The sequence below is a fragment of the Dokdonella aquatica genome, assembly GCF_051987395.1.
In the GTDB taxonomy this organism is placed as follows: domain Bacteria; phylum Pseudomonadota; class Gammaproteobacteria; order Xanthomonadales; family Rhodanobacteraceae; genus Dokdonella.
On the sequence record NZ_CP197094.1, the window covers coordinates 3605958 to 3632309 of the forward strand.

The 26352-nt window shown below is 69.5% G+C and carries 24 protein-coding genes; 16 read left to right on the forward strand and 8 right to left on the reverse strand.

What is annotated here, in order from left to right; genetic code table 11:
* Positions 1–48 precede the first annotated feature (48 nt).
* From ACQQ2N_RS16015 to ACQQ2N_RS16030, 4 genes are read left to right on the forward strand one after another with little or no spacing between them, the layout of a single operon-like run.
* Positions 49–1872 (forward strand): polysaccharide biosynthesis protein, encoded by a 1824-nt coding sequence (locus ACQQ2N_RS16015; RefSeq protein ID WP_440225784.1) that lies wholly within the window; start codon positions 49–51, stop codon positions 1870–1872.
* Between the two features lie 25 nt (positions 1873–1897).
* Positions 1898–2776, forward strand: coding sequence for a UTP--glucose-1-phosphate uridylyltransferase GalU (gene galU / locus ACQQ2N_RS16020; RefSeq protein ID WP_440222575.1), 879 nt, complete (start codon positions 1898–1900; stop codon positions 2774–2776).
* The gene (locus ACQQ2N_RS16025) at positions 2773–3255 is read left to right on the forward strand and encodes a hypothetical protein (RefSeq protein WP_440222576.1); all 483 of its coding nucleotides are present in this window, start codon (positions 2773–2775) and stop codon (positions 3253–3255) included. The genes galU and ACQQ2N_RS16025 overlap by 4 nt, the downstream gene beginning before the upstream one ends.
* Before the next feature lie 2 nt (positions 3256–3257).
* Positions 3258–4424: a trans-sulfuration enzyme family protein gene (locus ACQQ2N_RS16030; protein ID WP_440222577.1), complete on the forward strand. Its 1167-nt coding sequence runs from the start codon at positions 3258–3260 to the stop codon at positions 4422–4424.
* Between the two features lie 15 nt (positions 4425–4439).
* On the opposite strand, the gene ACQQ2N_RS16035 is transcribed toward ACQQ2N_RS16030, so the two are convergent.
* Positions 4440–4946 carry a pyridoxamine 5'-phosphate oxidase family protein gene (locus tag ACQQ2N_RS16035; RefSeq protein ID WP_440222578.1) on the reverse strand — a complete coding sequence of 169 codons (507 nt, stop codon included), beginning with the start codon at positions 4944–4946 and terminating at the stop codon, positions 4440–4442.
* 127 nt (positions 4947–5073) lie between these two features.
* Here ACQQ2N_RS16035 and ACQQ2N_RS16040 point away from each other — a divergent pair, with 127 nt between their 5' ends.
* The 3 genes from ACQQ2N_RS16040 (at position 5074) to ACQQ2N_RS16050 (ending at position 8234) form a co-directional block, all read left to right on the forward strand.
* Entirely contained in the window at positions 5074–6312 is a 1239-nt protein-coding gene (locus tag ACQQ2N_RS16040) for an FAD-dependent oxidoreductase (protein WP_440222579.1), read from the forward strand.
* Between the two features lie 41 nt (positions 6313–6353).
* Complete coding sequence (locus ACQQ2N_RS16045) at positions 6354–7478, forward strand: pyridoxal-phosphate-dependent aminotransferase family protein (protein WP_440222580.1); 1125 nt, start codon at positions 6354–6356, stop codon at positions 7476–7478.
* A 90-nt stretch (positions 7479–7568) separates the two neighbouring features.
* The gene (locus ACQQ2N_RS16050) at positions 7569–8234 is read left to right on the forward strand and encodes a hypothetical protein (RefSeq protein WP_440222581.1); all 666 of its coding nucleotides are present in this window, start codon (positions 7569–7571) and stop codon (positions 8232–8234) included.
* Between the two features lie 178 nt (positions 8235–8412).
* Here the strand turns inward: ACQQ2N_RS16050 and ACQQ2N_RS16055 are convergent, their stop codons facing one another.
* From ACQQ2N_RS16055 to ACQQ2N_RS16070, 4 genes are all read right to left on the reverse strand, one after another.
* Entirely contained in the window at positions 8413–8691 is a 279-nt protein-coding gene (locus ACQQ2N_RS16055) for a DUF1161 domain-containing protein (protein WP_440222582.1), read from the reverse strand.
* A gap of 152 nt (positions 8692–8843) precedes the next feature.
* On the reverse strand, positions 8844–12011 hold the full coding sequence (locus ACQQ2N_RS16060) for an error-prone DNA polymerase (RefSeq protein WP_440225785.1): 3168 nt from the start codon (positions 12009–12011) through the stop codon (positions 8844–8846).
* 86 nt (positions 12012–12097) lie between these two features.
* Positions 12098–13531, reverse strand: a complete 1434-nt coding sequence (locus tag ACQQ2N_RS16065; protein WP_440222583.1) for a Y-family DNA polymerase — start codon at positions 13529–13531, stop codon at positions 12098–12100.
* A gap of 199 nt (positions 13532–13730) precedes the next feature.
* Complete coding sequence (locus ACQQ2N_RS16070) at positions 13731–15431, reverse strand: PQQ-dependent sugar dehydrogenase (protein WP_440222584.1); 1701 nt, start codon at positions 15429–15431, stop codon at positions 13731–13733.
* 239 nt (positions 15432–15670) lie between these two features.
* Between ACQQ2N_RS16070 and ACQQ2N_RS16075 the strand changes: the two genes are divergently transcribed.
* Entirely contained in the window at positions 15671–16030 is a 360-nt protein-coding gene (locus tag ACQQ2N_RS16075) for a hypothetical protein (protein ID WP_440222585.1), read from the forward strand.
* A gap of 90 nt (positions 16031–16120) precedes the next feature.
* On the forward strand, positions 16121–16804 hold the full coding sequence (locus tag ACQQ2N_RS16080; RefSeq protein WP_440222586.1) for a hypothetical protein: 684 nt from the start codon (positions 16121–16123) through the stop codon (positions 16802–16804).
* 72 nt (positions 16805–16876) lie between these two features.
* Here ACQQ2N_RS16080 and ACQQ2N_RS16085 read toward each other — a convergent pair whose 3' ends face one another.
* Entirely contained in the window at positions 16877–17782 is a 906-nt protein-coding gene (locus tag ACQQ2N_RS16085) for an NAD(P)/FAD-dependent oxidoreductase (protein ID WP_440222587.1), read from the reverse strand.
* Complete coding sequence (locus tag ACQQ2N_RS16090; RefSeq protein WP_440225786.1) at positions 17769–18236, reverse strand: Rrf2 family transcriptional regulator; 468 nt, start codon at positions 18234–18236, stop codon at positions 17769–17771. Before ACQQ2N_RS16090 ends, ACQQ2N_RS16085 begins: the two co-directional genes overlap by 14 nt.
* 439 nt (positions 18237–18675) lie before the next feature.
* On the opposite strand from ACQQ2N_RS16090, the gene ACQQ2N_RS16095 reads away from it, so the two are divergent.
* The 6 genes from ACQQ2N_RS16095 to ACQQ2N_RS16120 all read left to right on the forward strand — a co-directional run bounded on the left by ACQQ2N_RS16095 (position 18676) and on the right by ACQQ2N_RS16120 (position 24200).
* Entirely contained in the window at positions 18676–19044 is a 369-nt protein-coding gene (locus ACQQ2N_RS16095; RefSeq protein ID WP_440222588.1) for a hypothetical protein, read from the forward strand.
* Between the two features lie 211 nt (positions 19045–19255).
* Complete coding sequence (locus ACQQ2N_RS16100; RefSeq protein WP_440222589.1) at positions 19256–19747, forward strand: RNA polymerase sigma factor; 492 nt, start codon at positions 19256–19258, stop codon at positions 19745–19747.
* The gene (locus ACQQ2N_RS16105; protein ID WP_440222590.1) at positions 19744–20304 is read left to right on the forward strand and encodes a hypothetical protein; all 561 of its coding nucleotides are present in this window, start codon (positions 19744–19746) and stop codon (positions 20302–20304) included. Before ACQQ2N_RS16100 ends, ACQQ2N_RS16105 begins: the two co-directional genes overlap by 4 nt.
* A gap of 130 nt (positions 20305–20434) precedes the next feature.
* Positions 20435–22330: a transglutaminase-like domain-containing protein gene (locus tag ACQQ2N_RS16110; protein WP_440222591.1), complete on the forward strand. Its 1896-nt coding sequence runs from the start codon at positions 20435–20437 to the stop codon at positions 22328–22330.
* Positions 22331–22546: 216 nt separating this feature from the next.
* Positions 22547–23617 carry an RDD family protein gene (locus tag ACQQ2N_RS16115; protein ID WP_440222592.1) on the forward strand — a complete coding sequence of 357 codons (1071 nt, stop codon included), beginning with the start codon at positions 22547–22549 and terminating at the stop codon, positions 23615–23617.
* A 64-nt stretch (positions 23618–23681) separates the two neighbouring features.
* Positions 23682–24200, forward strand: coding sequence for a hypothetical protein (locus ACQQ2N_RS16120; protein WP_440222593.1), 519 nt, complete (start codon positions 23682–23684; stop codon positions 24198–24200).
* Positions 24201–24298: 98 nt separating this feature from the next.
* On the opposite strand, the gene ACQQ2N_RS16125 is transcribed toward ACQQ2N_RS16120, so the two are convergent.
* Positions 24299–26041, reverse strand: a complete 1743-nt coding sequence (locus tag ACQQ2N_RS16125) for a hypothetical protein (protein ID WP_440222594.1) — start codon at positions 26039–26041, stop codon at positions 24299–24301.
* Here ACQQ2N_RS16125 and ACQQ2N_RS16130 point away from each other — a divergent pair.
* Positions 26028–26201 carry a hypothetical protein gene (locus tag ACQQ2N_RS16130; protein ID WP_440222595.1) on the forward strand — a complete coding sequence of 58 codons (174 nt, stop codon included), beginning with the start codon at positions 26028–26030 and terminating at the stop codon, positions 26199–26201. The two genes, ACQQ2N_RS16125 and ACQQ2N_RS16130, sit on opposite strands and share 14 nt — an antisense overlap.
* Positions 26202–26352: the final 151 nt, after the last annotated feature.

Sequence of the window (26352 nt, forward strand, 5' to 3'; positions counted from 1 at the left end):
ATCGCCAAGATCCACCCGCGCTTCGCCGTCGTGCTGCACGACCTCGCGATGGTGTGGCTCGCGTGGGCGGCGATCACCTCGTTCCGCTGGTCGTTCGAGTCCTGGCGGCCCGACGTGCCGATGTTCGGGCCCGAGATGGCGCTCGTGCTCGCCGCGCAGGGCGCGGTGTTCTGGGTGACGGGTCTGTACAAGGGGTTGTGGCGCTTCGCGAGCCTGCCGGATCTCTGGAACATCCTGCGCGCGACCATCCTCGGCGCGCTCGCGATCGCGGTCACGCTGTTCCTCTACAACCGCCTCGCCACGGTCCCTCGCACGGTGCTGCTCGTGTATCCGGTCGCGCTTGCCGTACTGCTCGGTGTACCGCGCCTGGCGTACCGATACTGGAAGGACAGCCGGCTCGATTTCCTGTCGCGCTCGCCTGCTCTGCGCGTGCTCGTGCTCGGCGCCGGTCGGGCCGGCGAGACGCTCGTGCGCGACCTGCTGCGCGAGAACCGATACCGTCCGGTCGGCGTGCTCGACGACAACACCCAGGTGCGCGGTGCGCGCCTGCACGGCGTGCCGGTGCTCGGCACGCTCGAGCAGCTGCCCGAGCTCGCGCGCGAGACGGCTGCGCAAACCGTGCTGATCGCGATGCCGTCGGCCAACAACGCGCAGATGCGCCGGGTCGTCGCGCTGTGCGAGGCCAGCGGACTGCCGTTCCGCACGATGCCGCGACTCGCCGATGTCGTCGCCGGGCGCTCGACGTTCGGCGAACTCAAGGAGGTCGCGATCGAGGACCTGCTCGGTCGCGAAGAGGTCCAGCTCGACTGGACCTCGATCCGTGGCGGCATCTCGGGCAAGCGCGTGCTCGTCACGGGCGGTGGTGGCTCGATCGGCTCGGAGCTGTGCCGCCAGGTCGCGCGCCTCGGCGCGTCGTCGCTGACCATCTACGAGATCTCCGAGTACAACCTCTACCGCATCGAGCAGGAGCTGCACCGTGAGTTCCCGGACCTGATCCTCGAGGCACGCATCGGCGACTGCGGTGACGCGATCGCCTGCGAACGCGCGTTCGCGACGGCACGCCCGCAGGTCGTGTTCCACGCGGCCGCGTACAAGCACGTGCCGCTGCTGCAGGATCAGGTGCGCGAGGCGTTCCGCAACAACGTGCTCGGCACGCAGATCGTCGCCGAAGCGGCCGACCGCCACGGCACCGAATGCTTCGTGCTGATCTCGACCGACAAGGCCGTCAACCCGAGCAGCACGATGGGCGCGTGCAAGCGTGCCGCCGAGATCTTCTGCCAGAACTTCGCCGCGCAGTCGCACACGCGCTTCATCACGGTGCGCTTCGGCAACGTGCTCGATTCGGCAGGATCGGTGGTGCCGCTGTTCCGCGAGCAGATCCGCGCGGGCGGTCCCGTCACGGTCACGCACCCCGAGATCACGCGCTACTTCATGACGATCCCCGAGGCCTGCCAGCTGATCCTGCAGGCCGGCGTGCTCGGCAAGGGCGGCGAGATCTTCGCGCTCGACATGGGCGAGCCGGTCAAGATCACCTACCTCGCCGAGCAGATGATCAAGCTCGCCGGCAAGCAGCCTGGTCGCGACATCGCGATCGCCTTCACCGGCCTGCGCTCGGGCGAGAAGCTGTTCGAGGAACTGTTCCATCCGCTCGAGAACTACCAGGCCACGACGCACGCGAAGATCTTCCTCGCCCAGCCGCGCAGCATGGGCTGGAGCCTGCTCGGCACGCTGTTGCGCCAGGCCGAGCTCGCCGTGCGCGACTATGACGAGGACATGCTGAGGCGCGTGCTCGTCCAGCTGCTGCCCGAATTCGACGCGCGTCCCGCCGACACGGAAGCCACCGTGCTGCCGTTCGCCGCGCGCCCCTCCTGAATCCCTTCGACACAAGGACTCCCCGATGTCCAACGGACCCCTGCGCAAGGTAGTGTTCCCGGTCGCCGGCCTCGGCACGCGCTTCCTTCCCGCGACCAAGGTCGTGGCCAAGGAAATGCTGCCCGTGCTCGATCGCCCGCTGATCCAGTACGCGGTCGACGAGGCCGTCGATGCCGGTGCCGACACGCTGATCTTCGTCACCAACCGCTACAAGCACGCGATCGCCGACTACTTCGACAAGGCCTACGAGCTCGAGAGCAAGCTCGCGCAGTCGGGCAAGGACGAGCTGCTCGCACTCGTGCAGGGCACGCTGCCGCGCCACGTGCGCTGCGTGTTCGTGACCCAGCCCGAAGCGCTCGGCCTCGGCCATGCCGTGCTGTGCGCGAAGCCCGTCGTCGGTGACGAGCCGTTCGGCGTGGTACTCGCCGACGACCTCATCTGGAACGCCGGCGCGGGTGCGCTGCGCCAGATGGCCGAGGTCGCGCAGCGCGAGAACGCCGGCGTGCTCGCGGTCGAGGAGGTGCCGCGCGAGCAGACCAACAAGTACGGCATCGTCGATGCCGAGCCCGTGTCGGAGCGCGCGGCGCGCGTGCGTCTCGTCGTCGAGAAGCCCAAGCCCGAGGTCGCGCCGTCGAACCTCGCGATCGTCGGCCGCTACGTGCTGCCGGGCCGCATCTTCTCGCTGCTCGAGAACACGAAGCCCGGCGCAGGCGGCGAGATCCAGCTCACCGACGCGATCGAGGAACTCCTCAAGGAAAGCCCCGTACTCGCCTACCGGTTCGAGGGCGAGCGCTTCGACTGCGGCAACAAGCTCGGCCTGGTGCAGGCGACGCTGCACATGGCTCTCAAGGACCCGCAGATCGCCGGCCACACGGCCGAACTCGTGCGCAAGCTCGCCAAGTGAAGGCCCTCGTCGCGATGCTCGCGCTGGCCTGCGCGGGTGACGCGCAGGCCGCCGGTGCCGACGCGCTCGATCGCCTCGGCGAGGCGATCGGGGGTCGCTGGACCTCGTCCGTCGATGGGGCAGCCGGCGTGCGCATCGACTACGCGGCGATCTCGCGCGGCTCCGCGCTGACCGAAGCCTGGCAGCCCGGCACCCCGGGCGAGACCTTGTCGGTGTTCCATCGCGACGGCGCACGCGTGCTCGCCACGCACTACTGCGCGCAGGGCAACCAGCCACGCCTCGCGTTGCGCGAAGGGCAGGGCTTCGTGTTCGAGTTCGCCGACGCGACCAACCTCGCCGACGCCTCGCGTTCCCACCTGCATCGCCTCGAGTTCGTGCCGAACGCCGACGGCAGCCTCGATCGCATCGAGACCTACCGCGAGCAAGGTCGCGACGGGACCTCGCGCCTGCACCTCGTGCGCGTCGCAGGTACGCGCTGACCATGGACCTGAGTTACATCCTCAACCATCTCGGCGAGGAGCGCGCGCGTTACGACGGCGCCGTCGCGCCACCGCTCGTGCAGTCGTCGATCTTCGCATTCCCGACCGTCGCGGCGATGCGCGAGGGCTTCCGCGACGAGTACGCCGAGCACCTCTACACGCGCGGCAACAACCCGACCGTCGCGATCCTGCGCAGGAAGATCGCCGCGCTCGAAGGCGCCGAGGATTGCCTCGCCTTCGGTAGCGGCGCGGCCGCGGTCGCCGCGGGCGTGGTCGCCTGCGTCAAGGCCGGCGACCACGTCGTCTGCGTAGCGAAACCCTACAGCTGGACGCGCGGCCTGCTGCGCGACCTGCTCGCGAAGTTCGGGGTGACCACGACGTTCGTCGACGGCACGGATGCGGCGAACTTCGAGGCCGCGATCACGCCGGCGACGACGCTGATCGTGCTCGAGAGCCCGAACTCGATGACCTACGAGCAGCAGGATCTCGCCGCCGTCGCCGCGATCGCGCGGCGGCGCGGGATCCGCACGCTCTGCGACAACAGCCACGCGACGCCGCTCAACCAGTCGCCGATCGCGCTCGGCATCGACCTCGTCGCGCATTCGGCGACCAAATACCTCAACGGGCACAGCGACGTCGTCGCGGGCGTGCTGTGCGGCAGCGAGGCGCTGCTGCGCGAGGTGTTCAAGGGACCCTACATGACGTTCGGCGCGATGCTGTCGCCGCACGATGCCTGGCTCATGCTGCGCGGCCTGCGCACGCTTGGCGTGCGCATGGAACGCATCGCCGCGACGACGCGCGAAGTGCTCGCGTTCCTCGAGACGCATCCGCGCGTTCGCCACGTGCACGCACCGCACGCGAGCGCGAATCCGCAGCTCGGCCTCAGCGAGCGCCAGCTCAAGGGCGCCAGCGGCCTCGTCACGATCGAGCTCGATGCCGTCGACGTCGCCGCGGTCGAGCGCTTCTGCGACGGGCTCGAGCGTTTCCTCATGACCGTATCGTGGGGCGGCTACGAGTCGCTCGCGTTCCCGGTCTGCGCGGTGTTCCCCTCGGACGCGCCGCTGCGTGCAGCGGGCACGTCGTCGCTCGCCCTGGTACGCCTGTCGATCGGACTCGAGGAGCCTGCCGTGCTGATCGCCGATCTCGAGCAGGCGCTGGCACGGCTCTGAGCGCGACGTCGGGTTTCAGGGCAGGCCGGCCACGCGCCCATGCGTGCCGAGATCGGCCGGTTCGTCGCTGACGATCGCGCGCGTGAAATCGAGCGCGCGACTCACGAAGTTGCTCGGTGCCTCCCAGTAGTCGGCATCGCGTACCCGCACGCTGAGCACGACGAGGTTCGGATCGTCCTTGCCGTCCGGGAAAAAGGGTTTCTGGGCGAACGACCACAGCGCGTCGATGCGCGCGCGATCGCGCGTCACGAAAGCGGTGCCGCGCACCGACACGTAGCGCTGCGTGCCCGGATGCGCGTAGGCGAGGTTGACCTCGGGGTCGCGCAGCAACTGCTCGATCTTCGCGCTGTCTGCGGCCGTGAAGAAGTGCAGGTCACCCTTGCGGTCGAACTGCAGCGTCTGCAGTGGACGGCTGACGAGGCTGCCGTCGGCTGCGCGAGTCGTCAGCATCGCGATCTCGATGCCGTCGATGAGTTCGCCGAGCGTGTTGAGGTCGTCGCTCGGTGTCGTTTCGGTCTTCATCGTGGCTCCTCGTCGTCGTCGATCGGGCGACCCTCGCACCACCGCGATTAATCCGTGGTGACCATGGTGATTGCCGTGCGGCGATGGCTGTGGTCGACTCCACCGCCTCGCTGCCTGCGGAACGCCCTTGGCCGCCACGCCGCTCCACATCGCCATCGTCGGCTACGGCACGGCCGGCCAGGCCCTCGCGTTGCTGCTCGCGCGCGACGGTCATCGCGTCGAGGTGTTCGAGCAGGCCGAACGTCCTGGGCCGGTCGGCGCCGGTGTGCTCGTGCAGCCGACCGGACTGTCGGTGCTCTGGGAGATGGGCCTGCTCGATGCGGCGCTCGCGCACGGGCGGCGCATCGATCGCCTGCACGGCGACAATCCCTGCGGTCGGCGCGTCATGGACATGCGCTACGCCGATCTCGATACGCGCCTGTACGGGCTCGCGATGCAGCGTGGCGCCCTGTTCGCGATCCTCGCCGGTGCGAACGGCATGCCCGACACGCTGCATGCGGGGTGCCGCATCACCGCGATCGAGGACGACGACCGCTGGCTGCGCGACGCGGGCGGCCGGCGCCACGGGCCGTTCGACCTCGTCGTTGCGGCCGATGGCGCGCAGTCCTGCCTGCGCGCGCGGCTCGGCCCGCCGCGGCTCGACCGTCCGTATCCGTGGGGGGCCTTGTGGTGCCTCGTGCCCGAGGCTGACTGGTCGTTCCCGAACGAGTTGCGCCAGCGCTACCGGCTCGCCAACCGCATGATCGGCATGCTGCCGGTCGGCACGCGCCCCGGTGACGCGACGCCGAAGGTGAGCTTCTTCTGGAGCCTCCCGTCCGCTTCGACCGTGGCCGGCACGCGCGAGGCGATGGCGGCCTGGCGTGACGAGGTCGGCGCCCTGTGGCCCGAGCTGGTGCCCTACGTGGCCGATCTCGTCGAACCCGTGCAGCTCGCGCGCGCGGCCTACCGCGACAGCCTGCCGGCGCGCTGGCACCACGGGCGCGTCGTGCTCGCCGGCGATGCCGCACACGCGATGAGTCCGCAGCTCGGGCAGGGCGTCAACATGGCCTTGCTCGACGCGCTCGCGCTGCGCGACGCGTTGCGCGCGCAGGACGATGTCGGTGCAGCGCTCGCGGCCTACGCCGACGTGCGGCGCCGCCATGTCGCGATCTACCACCGCTGGAGCCGCTGGCTGACGCCGCTGTTCCAGTCGGATCGCGGTCTGGCCGCGCGCCTGCGTGACCTCGCGTTCCTGCCGATGGGCCGCCTGCCGCCGGGCCGGACCCAGATGCTGCGCGTGCTCAGCGGCACCCAGCATGGATTCTTCGGCCAGCTGCGGCTTGCTGACGCATTCCTCGAGACGCTCGCCGGGGCCCGCCGCGGCTGACGTAGACTGGCCCGATCCGTCCCCCGGCGAAGGTGCCCGCGATGCCCCGTTTCGATCCGCCCGACGTGCTCCTCCTCGGCCCCGGCCCGTCGCCGGTGCCGCGCCGCATCCTCGATGCACTCGCGCGCCCGACCATCGGCCATCTCGATCCGCGCTTCGTGGGCATGATGGACGAGCTCAAGGAACTGCTGCGTTTCGCGTTCCAGACTGGCAACGCGCTCACGCTGCCCGTGTCCGCGCCCGGTTCGGCCGGCATGGAGACCGCATTCGTCAACCTGATCGAACCCGGCGACACGGTCGTGGTCTGCCGCAACGGCGTGTTCGGTGCGCGCATGCGCGAGAACGTCGTGCGTGCCGGCGCGACCGCCGTCATGGTCGAGGACGCCTTCGGCACCGCGATCGACCTCGACAAGGTCGAGGCCGCGCTGCGCGCGAACCCGGGCGCGAAGGCGCTCGCGTTCGTGCACGCGGAAACCTCGACCGGCGTGCAGTCCGACGCGGCGGCGCTGTGCCGGCTCGCGCGCGAGCACGGCGCGCTCGCGATCGTCGACGCCGTCACGAGCCTCGGCGGCATCCCGGTGCTGGCCGACGCCTGGGGCGCCGACGCGATCTACTCGGGCTCGCAGAAATGCCTGTCGGCACCGCCGGGCCTGTCGCCGGTGACGTTCAGCGCGCGCGCGGTCGAGGTCATCACCTCGCGCAAGACGCCCGTGCAGAGCTGGTTCCTCGATCTCGGCCTCGTCATGGGCTACTGGCAGGGCAGCGGTGCGCGTGCGTATCACCACACCGCGCCGATCAACATGCTCTACGCGCTGCACGAAGCCCTGCTGGGCCTGCAGGAAGAAGGCCTCGAGGCTGCGTTCGCGCGCCATCGCGACAACCACCTGCGCCTGCGCGACGGCCTCGCCGCGATCGGCCTGGACCTGCTCGTCGCGGAAGCCGCGCGCCTGCCGCAGCTCAACGCGGTCAAGGTGCCCGACGGCGTCGACGAGGCCGGCGTGCGCCGTCGCCTGCTCAGCGATTTCTCGATCGAGATCGGCGCCGGTCTCGGCGAACTCGCCGGCAAGATCTGGCGCATCGGCCTCATGGGCGCAGGCAGCACGCCGGGCAACGTCGATCGCGTGGTCGGCGCGCTCGCCGAGTGCCTCGGCCGCAAGGCGGCCTGAACCGGCACGCGCCCGGATCGGCCGTGTTCACGGCGGGTTCGCGCGGCATCGGCGACAACGGCCCGGTCATCGCCGTTCGAGGATCCGACCATGCCGACCCTGTCGACCAGCACGCGCTTCGCTTCGCGCGTCCCGCCCGAGCAGACCCCGTACACCGAACAGATCCTGGAGCTCGTCGGGAGCGTGCCGCCGAGCCGTGAGGCGGTGCACGAGGATCCGGCTTCGCGGTCGCGCATCATCGCCTCGCGCGCCTCGATCGCGACCGCCTCGCTGGCCGGTGCGCTGTCGCTGCCGCCCGGCGCGCTCGGCTGGCTCACGATCGGACCCGAGCTCGTCTCGGTGTGGCGCATGCAGCGCCAGATGGTCGCCGACATCGCCGGTGCCTACGGCCGCACGGACCTGCTGACGCGCGAACACATACTGTACTGCCTGTTCGGCCACACGGCCGCGGGCGCGTTCCGCGACATCGTGATCCGCGCCGGTGAACGCTACCTGGTACGTCGCGCACCGCTGTCGGTGCTGTACGCGATCGCCAACAAGATCGCGCTGCGCATCGCCCAGCGCGGCGCGAGCCGCATCGTCACGCGCTGGTTCCCTATCCTCGGCTCGGTCGGCATCGCCGGTTACGTCTATCTCGACACGGCCAAGGTCGCCGACGCGGCGATCGCGATGTGCGATGCCCGCGAGGTCGTCGACGACGGGGCCTGGGAAGAGGCGCGCCGCATGACGCGCCGAGGACGCTCCGCGCTCAACTGAGCGCGGGCGTGGACCGCCGTCCGGGCGGTGTCGGGCCTTCCTTGGCGATGCGGATCGGTGATGGCCATGGCGTCCAAGGCATGGGGTCAGAGTCATTTTCCCTGGCGGTTCGCGGCGATGCGGAGAGGCGCCAAGGGGGAAATGACTCTGACCCCGGTCTTGGTCGAGCGTCGTCGCGTCAGTCGCGCGTGGCCTGCACCGCGGCGAGCGCGCGCGGCGCCTCGACAGCCTGGCGCACATATGTGATGCGGCGCGTGCCACCGTCGCAGCTGCCGACCACGCGTGCCTCGCCGACCGCGTCGGGCGTCACGACCTCGAGCGTGTAGGCGGCGACGCCTCGTGCGTCGATCTTCGCGGCGATCTCGCGTTGCAGGTCCTCGCACGGCTTGCGCTGGCCGGCGGCATGCGCTTCGAGGCTCGCGAGCATGAGCAGGGACAGCAGGCACGACGTCTTCATGGAATCCTCTCCGTTGGGTGATGCGGCCGCCGTTGCGGCCGACGGAGATCAGGATCGCGTGCGCAGATGGCGCGGCGGCGCGCGTTTGTGGCGGATCGCGGGCGGGTTCGTGGAAAGCTCGTGGAGCACGCGGCGTGTGCGGGCGTGCATCCTCAATGGAAATCGCGCGAAGCCGATCCGACGCCGGGCAGCAGCGCGCCGAGGTCGAGCAGGCGATGCGCGACGACGTGGCGCACGCCCTGACTCGCCTGCATGACGCCTTCCACGCCGAGCACGACGCTGTCGAGCAGCACGCGACGCTGCTCGCGCGCGACATCCTGCCAGACGATCACGTTGACGACGCCGGTCTCGTCTTCGAGCGTCACGAAGGTCACGCCTTTCGCGGTGCCGGGGCGCTGCCGCACCGTGACGAGGCCCGCGCAGCGCACGTGGCGCCCGTGCGGGGTGGTCTGGATCTCGCGTGCACGCAGCATGCGCTGCCGCGCCAATGCCTCGCGCACGAACGCGAGCGGATGGCGGCGCAGCGAGAAGCCCTGCGCGGCCCAGTCGGCGTGCACGTCGTCGCGCAGCGTCGGTGCGACGAGGTCGACCGCGTCCTCGTGCACGGCGGCGCCGTCGAGCACGGGCGGAGGTGGTTCCGCGCCGCCGACGGCCCAGCGCGCCTGATGGCGGTGCGTGCCGAAACCGCGCAGCGCATCGGCATCGGCGAGCAGGCCGCGTTCGCGTACCGACAGGCGTGCGCGCCGCACGAGGTCGGCGACGTCGCGGAACGGGGCATCGGCGCGTGCTTCGACGATGCGCCGCGCGAGCGGCTCGCCGCAGCCGGTCAGGCGCGAGAAGCCGAGCCTCAGCATCAGCGCGCCATCGGCTTGCGGATCGCCCTCGCGCGACCTGGCGCGCTCGAGCGTGCAGTCCCATTCGCTCGCCGTGACGTCGACCGGCAGCACGCGCACGCCGTGGCGCTGCACGTCGCGCACGAGCTGCGCAGGCGCGTAGAAGCCCATCGGCAGCGAGTTGAGCAACGCGCAGGTGAAGATCGCCGGATGGTGGCACTTGATCCACGACGAGGCGTAGGCGAGGTACGCGAAGCTGGCCGAATGCGATTCGGGAAAGCCGTATTCGCCGAAGCCGAGGATCTGCTGGAAGATGCGCTCGAAGTAGTCCTCGTCGTAGCCGTTCGCGAGCATGCCTTCGCGGATCTCGTCGCGGAACGGTTCGAGGCCGCCCTTGCGCTTCCATGCGGCCATCGCGCGGCGCAGCGCGTCGGCGCGGCCCGGCGTGAAACCGGCGATGACCTGGATCAGCTTCATGACCTGCTCCTGGAAGATCGGCACGCCGAGCGTGCGCCCGAGCACTTTCATCACCTCGGGATTGACGACGCCACGCTCGCGCTCTTCGCGCGACTGCGGGTATTCGGCATCTTCACCCTGCCGGCGGCGCAGGTACGGATGCACCATGCCGCCCTGGATCGGGCCGGGCCGCACGATCGCGATCTGCACGACGAGGTCGTAGAACTCGCGCGGACGCAGGCGCGGCAGCATCGACATCTGCGCGCGCGACTCGATCTGGAACACGCCGATCGTATCGGCGCGGCAGATCATGGCGTACGTCGCCTTGTCGTCGTCCGGGATCCTGTAGAGCTCCAGTTCCAGCGCCTCGTGGCGACGCAGCAGGTCGAAGCAGCGGCGCAGGCAGCTCAGCATGCCGAGCGCGAGGCAGTCGACCTTGAGCAGCTTCATCGATTCGAGGTCGTCCTTGTCCCACTGGATGATCGTGCGTTCGGCCATCGCCGCGTTCTCGACCGGCACGAGCGTGTGCAGCGCGTGCTCGGAAATGACGAAGCCGCCAACGTGCTGCGACAGGTGGCGCGGAAATCCACGCAGTTCGCCGACGAGCACGGCGAAGCGCCGGATCGCCTCCGACGAGGGATCGAAGCCGCGCTCGGCGAGCAGTTCGCCGAGCGGCGCCTCGCCGTTCGCGTAGGCGTAGGCCTCGCTGAGCGGACCGAGTTCGTCCTCGCCGAAACCGAGGGCACGGCCGACGTCGCGCGCGGCGCTCTTGCCGCGGTAGCGGATCACGGTCGCGGCGATCGCGGCACGCTCGCGGCCGTACTTGCCGAACACGTACTGGATCACTTCCTCTCGACGATCGTGCTCGAAGTCGACGTCGATGTCGGGTGGTTCGTTGCGCTCGTTGGAGAGAAAGCGTTCGAACAGCGTGTTGCCGTTCTCGGGATTGACGGCCGTGATGCCGAGCGCATAGCAGACCGCTGAATTCGCCGACGACCCACGTCCTTGGCACAGGATGGGATGTGGCTGCGATCGCGCCCATTGCACGATGTCCGCAACGGTCAGGAAGAAGTGTTCGTATTCCTTCAGCTTGATAAGCGCGAGTTCGTGCTCGAGCTGTGCGGCGACATTCTCGGGCACGCCTCCAGGCCACCGCTTTGCGGCACCTTTGCAGGTCAACGTACGAAGATGATCGATGGCGCTCAGGTCTTCCGGCACGAGTTCGCTCGGATAGACGTAGTTGATTCCCCTGAGCCGGAACGCGATGCACCGCTCCGCAATCCGCACGCTCTCGTCCAGAAGCTCCTGCGGATACAGCGCAGCGAGGTCACGACGCCGGCGCAGATGGCGCTCGCCGTTCGGGAACAGCGCATGGCCGGCTTCGGCGACCGTGCAGCCGAGGCGGATCGCGGTCATGACGTCCTGCAGCGCGCGCCGGCCGCGTGCGTGCATGTGCACGTCGCCGCTCGCGACGAGCGGCAGCGCGTGGTGTTCGCCGAGTGCGCGCAGGCGCGCGAGTCGGGCCGCGTCGTCGCCGTCGCGGTGGAGCTCGACCGCGATCCATGCGCGCGTCGCGAAACGCGTCGCGAGCCACGCGGCTTCCGCATCGGCATCGTCGAGTCCGTCGCGTGGCGGCCACAGCACGAGTACGCCGTCGCCGAGCAGGGCGAGATCGTCGCGCACGAGCCGGTACTCGCCTTTGGCGCTGCGCCGGCGCGCCAGTGTGATGAGGCGGCAGAGGTCGCTGTAGCCGTCGTGGCTCGTCGCGAGCAGCACGAGCTTCGGTCCGTCGGCGAGCCGGATCTCGGTGCCGACGACGAGCGGAAGACGGTGCTCTTCCGACGCATCGAGCGCGCGCACGATGCCCGCCATCGAGCACTCGTCGGTGATCGCGAGCGCCCGGTAGCCGAGTACCGCGGCGCGTTCGAACAGCTCGTCGGCGTCCGAGGCGCCACGCTGGAAGCTGAAGTTGCTGAGCGCGTGCAGCTCGGCATAGGCGGGTTCGTCGGGCGGCGCCGGCACGCGGGGCATCGGCACCGCGCCGGGCGGCAGCAGGCGCGGCATGTGGGCATCCCGGATGCGCCGGACGCCACGCCGCGCGGGATGCGGCAGCGTGCTCAGGCGAACCATCCGTGCAGCATCCAGCCCTGCGTCGCACCGGCTGCGACGTAGGCCCATGCACGCTGGCCGTCGCGCGTGCGCACGACGTAGTAGTCGCGCCGTTCGTCGCCGCCGTCCCACCAGCCGCTTTCGATGCGCTCGGGCCCGGCGAGGATCGCCTGCGGCGCCGGCACGAGCGGGATCTCGCGCGCGAGCAGCCACAGCGGACGTGCGCCGCCCGGAGCCGCGATGCCGTCCCGCTTCCCGGGTGTCGTCGATGGCATGCGCGTCGTCCACGCGAGGGCGGGGCGATGGTCGGCGACGAGGGCGAGGCCTTGCAGCGCCTCGTCGCCGAGCCGCGCGCGCAGGCGCTCGGCGAGCGACGGCCAGTCGAGCGCTTCGCGGCGCGTGTCGTCGAACAGGTCGACGTGCAGCGGCGCGAGCGTTGGCAGGTCGTCGGCGCGCAGCACGAGCGCCTCGACCGGCGCGACGAGGTCGAGGCGTTCGAGACGGCCGCGCGCGAACTCGAGCAGGCGATCCGGATCGCGTTGCGCGACGAGCAGGCCGACCTGTACGCGCGTACGCGCACCGCGCTCGTGTTCGAGCACGAGTTCGAAGCGTTGCACGCCACCGTCGCGTGCGAAGAGGAAACGCGCGAACTCGCGCACGAGGCGCTGCAGCGGGAACGCGAGCGCCTGCACCGATTCGACGCGGTGGTCGAACTCGAAGCGGCGCTCGTAGCGCACGGCCGGGTGATGGCGCGCATGGGTTTCCGGCGCGGCACCGCGCAGGCGGTCGAGATGGAGCAGGGCCTCCTTGCCGATGCGGCGTGCGAGCTCGGCACGCGGCAACGCGAACACCGGACCGAGCGTGGTCAGGCCCATGCCGGCGAGCGCACGTGCGGTCGTCGCCTCGAGTCCCGACCGGCCGATTGGCAGGCCTGCGAGTTCACGCAGCATGGGTTCCGGCGCGGGTAGGGCGAGGCGATCGCGACCGGCCGCGGCGAGCACCTGCGCGGCACGCGCGACCGGCGCGAGCACGAAGCGCATGTTCACGCCGAGCGTCGCGAGTTCCACGCCCAGGCGTCGCTCGAGTGCGGGCCAGCCGCCGAACAGCGACAGGCTCGCGCCGACCTCGACGAGCAGCGCATCGGGCGGTGCGAGGCAGACTTCGCCGCTGAAGCGGTAGGCCCAGTCGGCGAGCGTGGCGAGCAGGCGCTTCTCGGCGACCGTGTCGCGGCGCAGCGCGATCAGCGCGGGAAGGCGTGCACGTGCCGCCGCGAGCGGCATGCCGGCGCGCAGGCCATGCGCCGCCGCCACCGCATCGACCGCGACGACGCGCGGCTGTCTGGCCGATCCGTCGACGAGCACCGTCGCCGCCGTGTCCGCCGCGTCATGCGGGCGGACCGCGGCGAGCGGCAGGTCGGGGCAGTGCAGGCAGAGCCAGAGCATGGCGGTATGAGTGACGTACGTATGTACGTATCATAATCCGCTGCCGATGTTCCTGCGAGAACCCTGCTCGGCGGAATGGCCAGGGCATCTGCGGGGCCTGCGCCAAGCATCACCCCGGCGGCAAAGGCAGCACGCCCGGCATGTTTGGCCCGTCACGGCGGCAGGCTCGCCACCGCCGCGACGAGGGCTGCGCGACGTCTCAGTCGAAGCCGTTGCGGAAGATCAGGTCGCCCGGTACGTTGAGATCGAGCACGGTAATGCGGATCGGCACGGTCGCGAGGCCGGCGGACGACACCGAGATCGTCGCCACGTCGTCGCTGCTGTCGGCATCGACCGCGGCCGCGAAGCGCACGGCCTGCGGACGGTTCCAGTTCGACGGCGTGAACGTGAGCGTGGCTCCCGCGACGACGCTGACGTCGCTGTCGCCGGCCGTGCGTGCCACGGACACCTGCACGTTCGACGTCGGCGCGACGGCGAGGCTGATCGCGGTCGCGCCCTGGCCGCCTTCGTCGAGGCGCAGGTTCTGGTTCGCGACGACGATGCCCTGGCTCGTCGCGTTGTAGGCGGCGCGATAGATCGTGTTCGTGCCGGTGCCGGTGTAGTAGAGCGCACCGTCGGGCCCCGTGGCGACGTCGACCTGGGTCGTCACGCCGATCGCCCAGTGGTCGATCGCCTGCACTTCGTTGGTCGCCGTGTCGATGCGCGCACGCATGATGCGGCCCGAGTTGCAGTCACCGTAGAAGAAATTGCCACGGTACTCGGCCGGTGCCAGCGTGGCGTCGTAGAACGCGCCGCCGGTCAGGCAGCCGCCCTGGTTGAGCGTGACGGCCTGTCCACCCGTGCTCGAGGCGTCGGCGGCGGTCTGGCGTACCGTGAACGTCGTCGCCGACGGTACCGATGCGATGTACTGGTTGGCACCGTTGAACGTGCTGTTGCCGACGTTGGCGATCGAGAGGTTGCCGCCCGTGCGGAAGCCGTGCGCGCCGCTCGTCGTGAACGTGGCGATATTGCCGTTGCGCACGGCGGTGGTGATCGTGCGCGTGTCGCTGCCGTTCGTGCGGTAGCTGATCTTCGGCGGCAAGAAGCCCGCCGGCTGGTTGTTCTCGTAATCGTTGTAGCCGGCATGGTCGCCACGACCGATCACGAAGATCTGTTCGTAGCCGGTACCGACGACGTTGAGCCAGATCTGCCCGGTCGACGGCTGGATCTGCATCGTGAACGGGTTGCGCACGCCTCGGGCGAAGATGTAGTCGTTGTTCGGACCGGCGCCGTCGGCAAACGGATTGTCGGGCGGCAGCGAGCCGTCGCGGTTGGCGCGGCCGACCTTGGCTGCGAGCGAGGTCAGGTCCCCGTCGACGCCCGTTGCACTGCCGAGGTCGCCGATGCCCCAGTACAGCTTGCCGTCGGCCGCGAAACCGATGCCGCCGCCGTCGTGGTTGGCACCGTTGGTCGGCAGGTTGGCCATGATCACGGTGCGCTCGACGCCGACGTTGCCGTCGGCCCGGTAGCGGATGATCTGCTGTTCCGAGCCACTGACGGTCACGAAGAAGTAGACGTAGCCGTTGCTCGTGAAGTTCGGGTCGAAGGCCATGCCGATCAGGCCGCACTCGCTGCTCGTGACGATCGGCGACATCGTCGCGAACGTCGTCCACTCGGGCGTCGTCGTGGTCAGCGAGCCCGACAGCACGCGCACGCGCCCGTTCTTCTCGAGCACGAACAGGCGGTCGCTGCCGTCGGTCGCCCAGGCCATGCCCGTGTGCTGCTTGCCCGAGGTATCGGTCGGCGAGTTGCGGTTGATCGAGAACGCGGTCTCGGTCCAGTTCGGATCGCTGACCGTCGCATGGGCGAGCGGGCTCGCCGAGCATGCGGCCAGCAGGATGAGGGTGGCATTGCGACGCATCGGGCGTTCCTGTGGAGAGGGCGGCGCGATGATAGCGGCCTCTCCGCGCATCAAAGTGTCGGCGGGCCACGATTCGTGTGCCTGCATGCCCGATCCTGCCTTCGCGTTGGCGTGCGTTCATGCGCGAGCGTCCGACCGCGTGCACGAGCGCTCGGCGGCATCCTTAAGAGGCCTTCCCGTCGTTCGGGTTTCCTCCGCGTTCGCGCGTAAAGATCGGACCGGATCAGGAAGGACGAAACATGGACAAGGTCGTGGCCGCCATCCTGGCGGGGTTGTTCTCGGTCGCGTGGGCAGCGCCAAAGGCTTTCGCGGCGACCTGGTGCGTGCGTGACCACAACGAGTTCCAGCAGGCACTGACGGCAGCTGCCGCGTCGCCGCAGGACGACGAGATCAAGGTGCGTGAGGGCATCTACACGACCTTCAGCAACACGTTCACCTACTCGTCGCAGAACGCGGGATGGCTGACGATCTCGGGCGGCTGGTACACGGTCGACGGCAACGACTGCGCGCAGATGCGTCTGGACGCGCGCCGCACGATCCTCGACGGTGCCGGCCAGCGCAGCGTGCTGCGCATCATCCAGGCCCCTCCGCAGGGCTAGACGACCGCAACGCAGCTCACGGTCTACAACCTCACGATCGCCAACGGCTTCGTCGACCCGGCCACGTCCGGACGTGGCGGCGGGCTCTCGATGAGCACGTACAACGACGGCTTCACCGCGCTGGTCGTCGAGAACACGATCATGTCGAACAACGAGGGCGAGTACGGCGGTGGTGCGAGCTTCTACGTGAAGAAGGGTTCGCTGCGCATCGTCAACAGCCTGTTCGAGCGCAACCGGGCTTCTACGACAGTGGCGGCGCAGGCCGACATCACGATCCTGGCAACCGGCGAGAACGTCACGCATGCCGCCGTCATCGCGAACAGCACGTTCGTGGGCGGTCGCTGCGCGGGGAACGGTGGGCGAGGGTGCGGGATCGTGGCGGGCCTCGGCGGTGGCGTCCACCTCGGCGTCGTCAACTCGCTGTTCCACGACAACGCGATCAACGACCTGACCCTCGAGGGGCTGTCCGTGGTGGGGCTCGGCAACGGCACGGCGAGTGCCGATTCCAGCCTCGTCGAGAACACGTCCGGCAACCTTCCGCTGGTCGCCACGAATATCCTGACCGGCAACCCGCGCTTCGTCGATCCGGCGACGTTCGACTGGCGACTGCGCGACGACTCTCCGTTCCTCGATCGTGGCCGTGCCGCGGTCCCCTACTACGCGCCGTCCGTGCTCGACGTGCACGCCCAGCTTCGCACGCGCTACGCTGCGATGGACCCTGGCGCGTTCGAGAACCAGACCTGGGACACGCTGTTCGCCAACGGCTTCAACTGATCGTGCCGCTGCACGGGACCTGCGCGCCGGTCACCTGCACGACGCTTCAGAGATGCAACATGCCGAAGACGATCAGATCGGCAGCAACGAGCGATGCGTCATCGCCCCGGCCCAGGCACCGTCGCCGACCGCCAGCGCGACGCTGTGCGCGGTGCGCGCCGCGTCGCCGCAGGCGAACACGCCGGCCACCGTCGTGGCCTTGAACTCGTCGGTCCTGATGAACTCGCCCGAGAAGCCCGTTTCGAACGCGCAGCCGAGCTGCTGTGCGAGCGGGCTCGACACGCGTGTGCGCGTGGCCACGAACAGTCCGTCGAAGACGAGCCCGCGACCGTCCAGCAGCGCGACGGTCGCGACGTCCTTCACCGAGCGGATACGCGTGGTCTCGACGGTCACGCCACGCGCGTCCAGCGAGGCGAGCTGCGCCTCGTCGGGATCGAAGGCCGCGTCGACGAGCAGTGTCGTGGTGCCCCAGTCGGGCAGCATGAGCGCATGGTGCATCGACAGTTCGCTCGTCGCGACGACGCCGATGCGGCCGCGATCGAGTTCGTAGCCGTGGCAGTAAGGGCAGTGGAACACGCTGCGCCCCCAGCGCTCGGCGAGGCCTTCGATCGTCGGCAGTTCGTCGACGACGCCGGTTGCCAGCACGATGCGGCGTCCCTGCCACCGATGACCGGTGTCGTCGATCACGACGAAGCGATCGCGTTCGCCTGAAGCCTGCGTCGCGACGGCATGGACCCAGTGCACGTTCGGATACGCCATGACCTGGGACCGTCCTTCCGCGGCGATCGCCTCGGGAGCGCGTCCGTCCTGGCCGAGGAAGCCGTGCGACGCCTTCGCGAAACGGTTGCGGCGCATGCCGGCATCGAGCACGAGCACGCGCTGGCGGGCACGCGCGAGCTGCATCGCGGCGGACTGGCCTGCGTAGCTGCCGCCGATGACGATGGCGTCGCAGGGAAGAGTGGAATCAGCGGTGTCCATGACGGGTCGCCTTGCGTGCGAGCGCGCCGGCATTCGCGGCGCGGCGGCTGAAGGAGGCGGCGAGATCCGCGAGCGTGACCTCGCCGAGGCGGGTGGCGAGCAGCGCTTCGGCTGCGCGGAAGGCGTCGTCGAGCGCTTCGTCGACAGCCTGCTCGACGAGGCATTGCGGACGCTCGGTGCGATGTCCGACAGCGAAGGCCTCGGGCGTGCCGACCGCCCTGTGGACATCGAGCAGCGTGACGTCCTCGAGCCTGCACGCGAGCGACCAGCCACCGCCATGACCTTTCACGGAGGTGACATAACCGAGTTCGCGCAGGCTCCCGAGGACCTTCCTGACGAGGACGGGATGCGTGCCGAGGAAGCCGGCGAGGGTTTCGGAGGTGAGCGGTCCGTCGTGATGCGCCATGTGGAGCAGCACGTGCAGGACCGACGAGAGCCTGCTGTCCTGTTTCATGTAACTAAAAATATTACATGATTGCGATGAGGTCAACACAGGGGTTTCCCCGCAGCGCGGCCGCGTTGCATGATCGGTCTTGCCGCCGCATCGCCATGCGGGCAAGGACATGCAGGCGCGATGGCATCGGCGAGCCGGTCGCGTATGTCGCCAGGGAGATCGGTCATGCGTGCATCGCGTCGCGGGATCCTCTTTGCATCGGTCGTGCTCGCGCTCGGCGTCGCGTGGTGGCTGTTGCGTTCAGTCGGCCCGGATCCGGATCGTCGGGAACACGCCACCACGGCCGTCGCTTCCGCACCTGTGGAGTTGCCTCGCGAGGCAGCGCACGACGTACGCCCGGCGTCGATCGGTGGCGTCGCGCGAGCGTGATGCCGCGCCGGCGCCCATGCCGAACCTGCAGCCCTTGAGCGAAGCGGACCGTGCGATCCTGGACCGTTTCATGGCGCAGACGGAGCAGGGTTTCCAGTCGCCGGCGCGCGAGCTGCATCGCCGCCTGCGCGACGAACCGGCCGATCCCGCGTGGTCGCCGTTCGCGACCGGCACGATCGAAGCGTCGATGCAGGCACGACTGCCCGAGCTCGCCAACCTGCGCTTCGACCAACCGGTGTGCCGTACCTCGATCTGCATGCTGCGCGCCGTCTCGGTCGCAGGCACCGACGACCACGGCATGCGCTGGCAGATGGTCATGCAGGGCCTCATGAACGAGCCATGGTGGCGCGAGCACTTCGACGATGCGCAGACCTCGATGGGCATGGTCGAAGGGCAACATGTGCATCTGACGTACTTCTTCGTGCGCGACGGACAGTAGTCGAGGCGGCTGGTGATCGCCGTGTGGCGTGGTCGATCTCCGGCACGGCCTGCGGAACCTGCGCTGACGTCGGCGCCGTATCCCCAGGGGGATGGCATGGCGATGTAAGGTTTCGCGCCATGCTCCCGTCCCATGGGACATGTCGATCCCTTGTCCGCAGCATTCCGTCATCGCCCATTCCGCCGCCACCGCCGACACCCGAGCCGACGCCTTGCCCGCGATCGACGAGGTCGTGCGCCGCTACGGCGGGGCGCTCGCGCGCATCGCCGGGAGCTACGAGCGCACGCCGGCCGGACGCGAGGACCTCGTTCAGGACATCGTCGTCGCGCTCATGCAGGCCTTGCCGAAGTTCCGTGGCGACAGCGCGCTCGGCACGTTCGTGTACCGGGTCGCGACGAACCAGGCGATCGACCGCATGGCGCGACGATCGCCAGCGATGATCGACATCGTCGATGCCGCCGATGTGCCCGATCCGGATCCGGGACCCGATGCACGCTACGGCGAGCATGCCCGCCGCGAGCACCTTCTCGCCGCGATACGCTCGCTGCCGCTGTCGTTGCGCCAGGTCATCACGCTCGTCCTCGAAGGGCTGAGCCACGCCGAGATCGCGTCGATCCTCGGCATCACCGAGAACAACGTGGCCGTGCGCGCGAACCGTGCGCGTGCGGCCCTGCGCGAACGACTCCAGGGAGACGCCCGATGAGCGACGACGAGCTGCGCGAATGGCAGGCGCAATGGCATGACCAGGCGCCCGGTGATACCGCGCACATCCATGTCCGGGCCGTGCGCGAGAACCGGCGTCATCGGGTGCTTGCGATCGCCGAGTACGCGATGCTGACCGCACTTCTCTTCGTCAGCCTCGTCTTCGCCGCCTGGCGCGACGAGCCGGCGTTGTGGTGGGGCATGGCGGCGATCTGGATCCTCGGTGTTCCGGCCCTCGTCTTCGCGTGGTGGAACCGGCGCGGCCTGTGGGGCAGCGCAGGGGCGAGCGCGCACGAGCACGTCGCGCTGTCGTTGCAGCGCAGCCGGCACGGCTTGCGCGCGCTGCGTGTGGGCTACGTCCTTCTCGCGGCGAGCACGTTCGCCGTGCTGGCGATCGCGCTGGCCTTCGGAGACGGTGCGCGCTTGTCGATGCTCGGCGTGCTCGTGATCGTGGTGGCCGCGCATCTCGTCGTGATGCTTCTCATGCACGTGCGCCTGCGTCGCCGCGTACGCGTGTTCGAGTCGTTGATGCGCGACGCCGGCGACGATACGCCGTAAGGTTCCGAGGCCCACGACGGACTCATGTCCTCGAGCCCCGCATCGCGGGAGCATGACGAGGATGGACATGAGGGTTGTTTCGAACGAAAGGCGTACGCACGGCGTGTTCCGGGTGTGGAGAGCGGCGGCCATGTGTTCATCGGTGCTTGTCGCGATCACCGGCATCGCGCTCGCGGCATCGGTGGCGAAGGCCTCGGATGCGCGGTCATGGTGGATGGAGACACGCCTCGGCGGCGTGCCGACCGGTTTCCTCCACGAGAAGGTCGACATCGTCGACGGCGTGCGACGCACGGAGCAGGTGTCGCAGTTCGTGCTCAACCGCATGGGCTCGCGTGTCGAGGTGCGCTCGCAGGCGCGCTACCGCGAGGATGCGCAGGGCCTGCTCGACGAGGTCGTCGCCGAAGTCGGCAGCTCGGCCGAGACGACGACCAGCGAAGGCAAGGTCGTCGACGGCGTGCTGCGCGTGCGTACGCGTGCCGGCGGGCGCGACTACACGACCGACACGCCGCTCGCCGGGCCCCTGCTGGGCCCGCAAGGCCTGCGCGAGCGCAGTCGCGACGCGTTGCGCAAGCCGGGCGACAGGCTGCGCTACCTGACCTATGCCGGCGATTACGCGTCGCTCGCGACGGTCGAGCGCACCGTCACGGGCATCGAGACGATCGAGGTCGACGGGCGCCGTGTCGAGTCGGTCGTCGTGCGCGAGACCACGGACGTGATGCCGGTACCGATGCAACTGTGGCTCGACGGCGACGGGCGCGCGCTGCGCACGCAGCAGGAAAGCCCGTTCGGCACGGTCGACAACCTGCGCGCCGACGAGGGCGTACGCGAACGCGTCGCGGCAGGCGCCGAGCTGCCCGAGAGCACCTACGAGAATGCGGTCGCGAAGTCCAATGTCCGCCTGCCGAAGCCACGATCGCTCGAGGCCGTGCGCGTGCGCATCGAACTCAAGCGCGACGACGTGGCCATGCCCGTGTTCGACGGTCCCGAGCAGCGCGTGGTCGAGCGCAGTGACCGCCACGCCGTGCTCGAGATGCGGCGCGGAGCGGAACCGAAGCCCTCCGCGACGGACGCGGACGGCGGAGAGGGCAGGGAGTGGCTGGTTCCGAACGCCTACCTGCAGTCCGATCATCCCGAGGTCGTCGCGTTGGCGCGCTCCCTGCGCAAGCCGGGGCTCGACACCTACCGCCAGGCGCGCGTGCTGCAGGACTGGGTCGCCACGCAGATGACGTTCGACGCCGGCATCGCACTGGTGTCGGCGTCGGAAGCCGTTCGCGACCGCCGCGGAACATGTCTCGCCTACGCGGTCGTGCTGTCCACGCTTGCACGTGCACTCGACATTCCGTCGCGCGTCGTCATGGGACATGTCTACGCAGCCAACATGTGGGGCGGTCACGCCTGGAGCGAGGTGCTCGTCGACGGACGCTGGATCGCGCTCGACGCCGCGGTATGGCGCGACGGGCCCGCGGATCCGGCGCGCATCGGCGTGATCCGCACGTCGCTCGAGCACGGGACGTCGAGCGGCCTCGCCTCGCTCGCGAGCCTCTACGGCAACGAGCGCGTGCGCGTGCTTTCCTACACGCTCGACGGCACGACGACCACGGTCGCCGCCGACGCGGCGCCGTACGTCGTGGCGGGACGCGATTACCGCAACGATGCGCTCGGCCTGCGCTTCCGTGCGCCGGAAGGATTCGACTTCACCGAGCTCGATATCATGTACCCGCGCAGCGACGTCGCGGTACTGCGTGGGGCCGACGGCACAACGCTCAAGGTCCAGCAGCGTTCGGTGCGGCCGGGCGAGGCGCAGGCACCGCTGGATGCGCTGCGCTCGTTGCTCGACGGTGCCGAGGACATGAAGCAGACGCCTGCGATCGATATCGGCGGAACACACGCAGAGGTGCTCGAAGCCGGGAGCTCGGCTGCGGCGGTCTGGCTCGACGACAGCGACCTGTGGGTCGTGCGCGGCGAGGGCAAGGCTGCGGCATCGGCCGTTCGCGAATTCGTGGCCGGCTTTCGTCACGGAGGGTGAGGAGCCCCCCCGAGCTGAAGCACGCATGTCGAGGCCGTGATCCTCGACATGGGGCATCGCCGTTTGCGCACGCCTGCGTGGGGGTGAGGCATGCGTGCATGACAAGCGATGGGCAGCACGCTAAGGTGACTGCGGTGCGCGGAGCCGGATCACCGGACGTCCGCTCACCGTGCAGACGCGCCGGCAAGCGGCGCCGCCCAGGGGAGCAGGATGCAGATGTCATCGGAACACGCCGGCGCGGAGTCCGGCCGGGCAAGTGCGCCGCAGGTCTTCGCGGCACGGTGGCGGAGGGTCGCGGCGTTCGTGATCGACACGTCGATCCTCGCCGTGTTCGGTGCCATCACGGGCTGGCTCATGTACGAGCCGATGAGTGCACTCGGCACACTGGGGCGCGGTTTCGGCCTGTGCGTCGCGCTGCTCTACTTCGGCATCATGGACAGCTGGTTCTGCGACGGCAGGACGCTCGGCAAGGCATGCCTCGGCATACGCGTGGCGGGACGCGACGGGCTCCCGCTCTCGATGCCGCGTGCGTTCGCGCGCACGGCGACGTGGAGCATCCCGTGGTACCTCGGCGACGCGCTGGCGGCGATGTTTCCCGGCATGCCGTTCCTGGTGATGCAGCTCACGAACGTGTTCACCGTGGTGATGATCGCGATGCTCTACCTGTTCGCGTTCAACAGGCGGACTCGCCAATCGCTCCATGATCTCGTCACCGGTGCGTTCGTGCTGCGTGCCGAAGCCGACACCACCTCGTGGCAGCCGCGGCCGGTGTGGCGATGGCACGCCGTGCTGCTCGGCGCCGTCGTATCGGTACTCTTCGCATCGCTCACCATGCTGGTGCGCACTCCGACGGCTGCCGACGCGCAGCGCCTGCAGACGTCGCTGGGCGCCATCGTCTCCATGCGCGAGGTGCAGGCGCTGGAATGGAGGATCATGACGACATGGGCGACCGGGCAGGACACCCGCACCGAGCTCATCCTCACCTCGAGGGTGCATTCGGATCGCCACATGGATGCCGCCTTCGCGGGACGCGTGTTCGCCAGGATCATCGAAGACCTGTGTCCCGGAGCCCCGTACGATCATGTCCGCATCGTGCTCGTCCGCGGGTTCGACCTCGGCATCGTGTCGTGGAAGAGGCAGCAGTACTTCCTGTATCCGGTCGTTGCACATGCACGCATGCGATCGCGCTGCGAGGGCGATCGTGGTGAGACAGTCGTTCACGCTGAATCGACGCTGGACGCGTCGCCCCACCTCGGGTCGACCCCAGGCCGCCTACAGGCCCCGTGACGATAAGGTTCCCGTGATGGTGTCGATGGTCGATGCCACGATGCATACACGGGAATACGTTCGCATGACGGATGCTTCATCGGGTGTTTCGGGTTCTTCGGGTGGTTCATCGGCGGCCGATGCCGCACAGGCCGCGGGCTCGGCGAACGAGGCCGCGGCCCAGGCCGAGACGGCCGTCAGCGCCGGTTTCGATGCCGACCAGGCGGCGGCCGATGCGGCTGCAGCGGCACAGGCCTGCGACCCCGCTGCCGCGCAGGCCGCGGCGGATCGGGCCGAGCAGGCGGCCGAAACGGCTCAGCAGGCGGCGGCTGCAGCCGCTGCGGCAGTGGCCGAGCATCCTGCTGCGCCGTACGCGGCCGAGTCGGTGAATGCCGCGAACGTCGCGGCGGCCGGCGCCGTCGAGGCTGCGGCTGCGGCACGCAACGCCGCCAACGAGGCGACCGGCTGCCTCATGTCCGAAGCACCTGCGCCATCGGGTGTGTCCGTGTCGCCGGGCATCGTGGGGCAGCTCGACGCGATCGCGGTGGATCGTGGCGTGGCGTCGTCGTACTCGACTTACGCGCAGGTCGCGCTGGCATCGTGACGGTGCCGGCACGCCAGCGTCGGCACATCGCGTGACATCGCTCGATGACCCCGGATCCGGCGCGTGCCGGATCCGGGGACGTGCGTGGCTCGGTGGAATCAGTGCGTGATCGCGTCGCTCTTCGCCTTGTGCAGTCCGCCCGCGACGGCGCCGGCGCGGCAATCGAGGTTCACGAGCGCATCGAGATCGGCCTGGCGATGCAGCAGGTCGCCGTAGACGCGCGGCACGCTCGACACCGGATCCGGCATCGTGAACGTTCCCGGGCTCGTGACGCTGCCGGGGCTGCCCGTCAGGAACCGCGACAACGCGGCCTGCGTCCCCATCGACCGCGGGAACACGTGCAGGAACCTCGTCGCGGTTTCACTGCCGTGGCAGGCGTCGCAGGTGTTGAGCGAGAAGTGGTGGCGTGCGTCGTTGTCGAAGATCGCCGGATGGATCCATGCCGCCGCGGGCGCGGTGCTCGGGTTGAGCGAGGCGCCGGTGAGGAACGGCTGGCCGAGGAACGTCGCCGGTACGTCGTGGCCGTCGAGCAGGATGGTCGGCGCGTTGCCGTTGACGAAGTCGGCCTGCAGCGTCGAGGTGTGCGGCGCCGGGAACGGGTTGTAGGTCTCGCGATGCGGCGTGAGCTTCGTCGACACCGTCTCGAGATGCTGGCTCGATGCCCCGACATTGAACTCGCGCAGTTCCCACAGGCGGTCGAGTGCGTTCTCGTTCGTGCGGATCTGGTTGATCGCACTGCCGTTGGGCTTGCCGGGCGCGGCATCGGCCGAGGTGAAGACGTCGGTGAGATCCTGCAGCGCGGCGTTGTACGTCGACGAGCCGAGCACGAAGCCGTCCAGGTCGTGCCACTTCCGGCCCCAGGCCTGCACGTCCCGACAGCCCTCGAGCGGCACACCGTACTCGAGGATCACGGTGAACGGCATCTCCGAGCAGTTGCCGTCCCTGTCGCGCTGCATGACGCCGAACACGAAGCGGCCTTCACCGGCATCTCCGCCACCGCCGTAGACGAGGTTGCCGCGCAGGTCGACGCGGTTGACGATCGCGAGCAGGCGCATCGGCGACTGTTCGAGGTCGAGGCGGCCGGCGCCGTCGCGTGGCCAGACATCGAGCACGAGGTCGGCCATGAGCGGCCGCTTCACGATGTCGAACGTGTTGACGTTCTGGTCGACCGTCCAGCCCTTGAGCCAGCGTTCGACGAACTCCGCGGCATTGACGCCGGTGGCGGGTTCGTTGGCCATGTTCGTCATGAGCGCGTTGAACGTCCATGCACCACGCGGGTTGCCGCGGCGCGTGCACGCGTCGAACGTGCGGTCGCGATCCTCGACCACGCGTGGATGCACGACCATGAGCGAGCGCTCGGCCGATGTGAGCGCGGCGATGCCTGCGCCCGCCTCGGCGGGGATCTCGAACGGCGTGCCGGTATCGATGTCGCGACGCAGGCGGTCGGGGTCGATGAAGGCCACCGGGCGCTCGCCGAGGATCTCGCGCCCGCGGAACACCGGCGTCTTCGCGATGCCGGCGGCGAGCTGCTTGCGTCGCGCCTGCTCCTCGACGAAGCGTGCGAAGTCGAACGGAATCGTGCCCGAGAACGTCTCGGGCGCCTTCGGGTCGCGCTTGACGACGACGTGGCGTCCGTCGACCTGCAACGTCACGTCGGCCGGAAGTTCATGCCCCTTGGGGTAGCGCACCTGCAGCAGGGCGTTGTTGCCGCCGGGCGGGCTGTCGCGGAGCGCCGTGATCGTCACCGACTGCGCGTCCGGCAACGCGACGGGCGCGGGGTCCGCCGCGTGGGCGCCCGATCCGGCGAGCAGGCTCGCGATCGCGGCCGTGAACAGCGGCATCCATCGGATCGCGCGTCGACGGGGCGTCGAAGGGGTGGTGTTGCGCGTGGTCATCCTTTTCTCCTGGCTGATGGCTGGAGCACGCGACGGCGCGGTGCTGCATGGCGTGCAGCCCGGCGGTGTCGCGCGTGGTTCCCTGCTCGGATTCCCCTTCGGGTGACGCTATCAGCGCGGCGTGGCCACATAACGTGAAGCACCACGCGGAACGGTCGTGGCGGTGTTCACGATTCCACAATGGTGGCGTCGGCGTTCGCGCGATGCCTCCCGTGAAGGCAGGCGGGCTGCGCCGCACCGCCGTGCATGCAGCGGGT

Coding starts and splice junctions, on each gene's coding strand:
- ACQQ2N_RS16015 (WP_440225784.1), top strand. CDS start 49: ATGGTGTGGCTCGCGTGGGCGGCGATCACCTCGTTCCGCTGGTCGTTC.
- galU (WP_440222575.1), top strand. CDS start 1,898: ATGTCCAACGGACCCCTGCGCAAGGTAGTGTTCCCGGTCGCCGGCCTC.
- ACQQ2N_RS16030 (WP_440222577.1), top strand. CDS start 3,258: ATGGACCTGAGTTACATCCTCAACCATCTCGGCGAGGAGCGCGCGCGT.
- ACQQ2N_RS16035 (WP_440222578.1), bottom strand. CDS start 4,946: ATGAAGACCGAAACGACACCGAGCGACGACCTCAACACGCTCGGCGAA.
- ACQQ2N_RS16045 (WP_440222580.1), top strand. CDS start 6,354: ATGCCCCGTTTCGATCCGCCCGACGTGCTCCTCCTCGGCCCCGGCCCG.
- ACQQ2N_RS16050 (WP_440222581.1), top strand. CDS start 7,569: ATGCCGACCCTGTCGACCAGCACGCGCTTCGCTTCGCGCGTCCCGCCC.
- ACQQ2N_RS16055 (WP_440222582.1), bottom strand. CDS start 8,691: ATGAAGACGTCGTGCCTGCTGTCCCTGCTCATGCTCGCGAGCCTCGAA.
- ACQQ2N_RS16060 (WP_440225785.1), bottom strand. CDS start 12,011: ATGCCCCGCGTGCCGGCGCCGCCCGACGAACCCGCCTATGCCGAGCTG.
- ACQQ2N_RS16065 (WP_440222583.1), bottom strand. CDS start 13,531: ATGCTCTGGCTCTGCCTGCACTGCCCCGACCTGCCGCTCGCCGCGGTC.
- ACQQ2N_RS16070 (WP_440222584.1), bottom strand. CDS start 15,431: ATGCGTCGCAATGCCACCCTCATCCTGCTGGCCGCATGCTCGGCGAGC.
- ACQQ2N_RS16075 (WP_440222585.1), top strand. CDS start 15,671: ATGGACAAGGTCGTGGCCGCCATCCTGGCGGGGTTGTTCTCGGTCGCG.
- ACQQ2N_RS16080 (WP_440222586.1), top strand. CDS start 16,121: ATGAGCACGTACAACGACGGCTTCACCGCGCTGGTCGTCGAGAACACG.
- ACQQ2N_RS16085 (WP_440222587.1), bottom strand. CDS start 17,782: ATGGACACCGCTGATTCCACTCTTCCCTGCGACGCCATCGTCATCGGC.
- ACQQ2N_RS16090 (WP_440225786.1), bottom strand. CDS start 18,236: ATGAAACAGGACAGCAGGCTCTCGTCGGTCCTGCACGTGCTGCTCCAC.
- ACQQ2N_RS16095 (WP_440222588.1), top strand. CDS start 18,676: ATGGCGCAGACGGAGCAGGGTTTCCAGTCGCCGGCGCGCGAGCTGCAT.
- ACQQ2N_RS16105 (WP_440222590.1), top strand. CDS start 19,744: ATGAGCGACGACGAGCTGCGCGAATGGCAGGCGCAATGGCATGACCAG.
- ACQQ2N_RS16110 (WP_440222591.1), top strand. CDS start 20,435: ATGTGTTCATCGGTGCTTGTCGCGATCACCGGCATCGCGCTCGCGGCA.
- ACQQ2N_RS16115 (WP_440222592.1), top strand. CDS start 22,547: ATGTCATCGGAACACGCCGGCGCGGAGTCCGGCCGGGCAAGTGCGCCG.
- ACQQ2N_RS16120 (WP_440222593.1), top strand. CDS start 23,682: ATGACGGATGCTTCATCGGGTGTTTCGGGTTCTTCGGGTGGTTCATCG.
- ACQQ2N_RS16125 (WP_440222594.1), bottom strand. CDS start 26,041: ATGCCGCTGTTCACGGCCGCGATCGCGAGCCTGCTCGCCGGATCGGGC.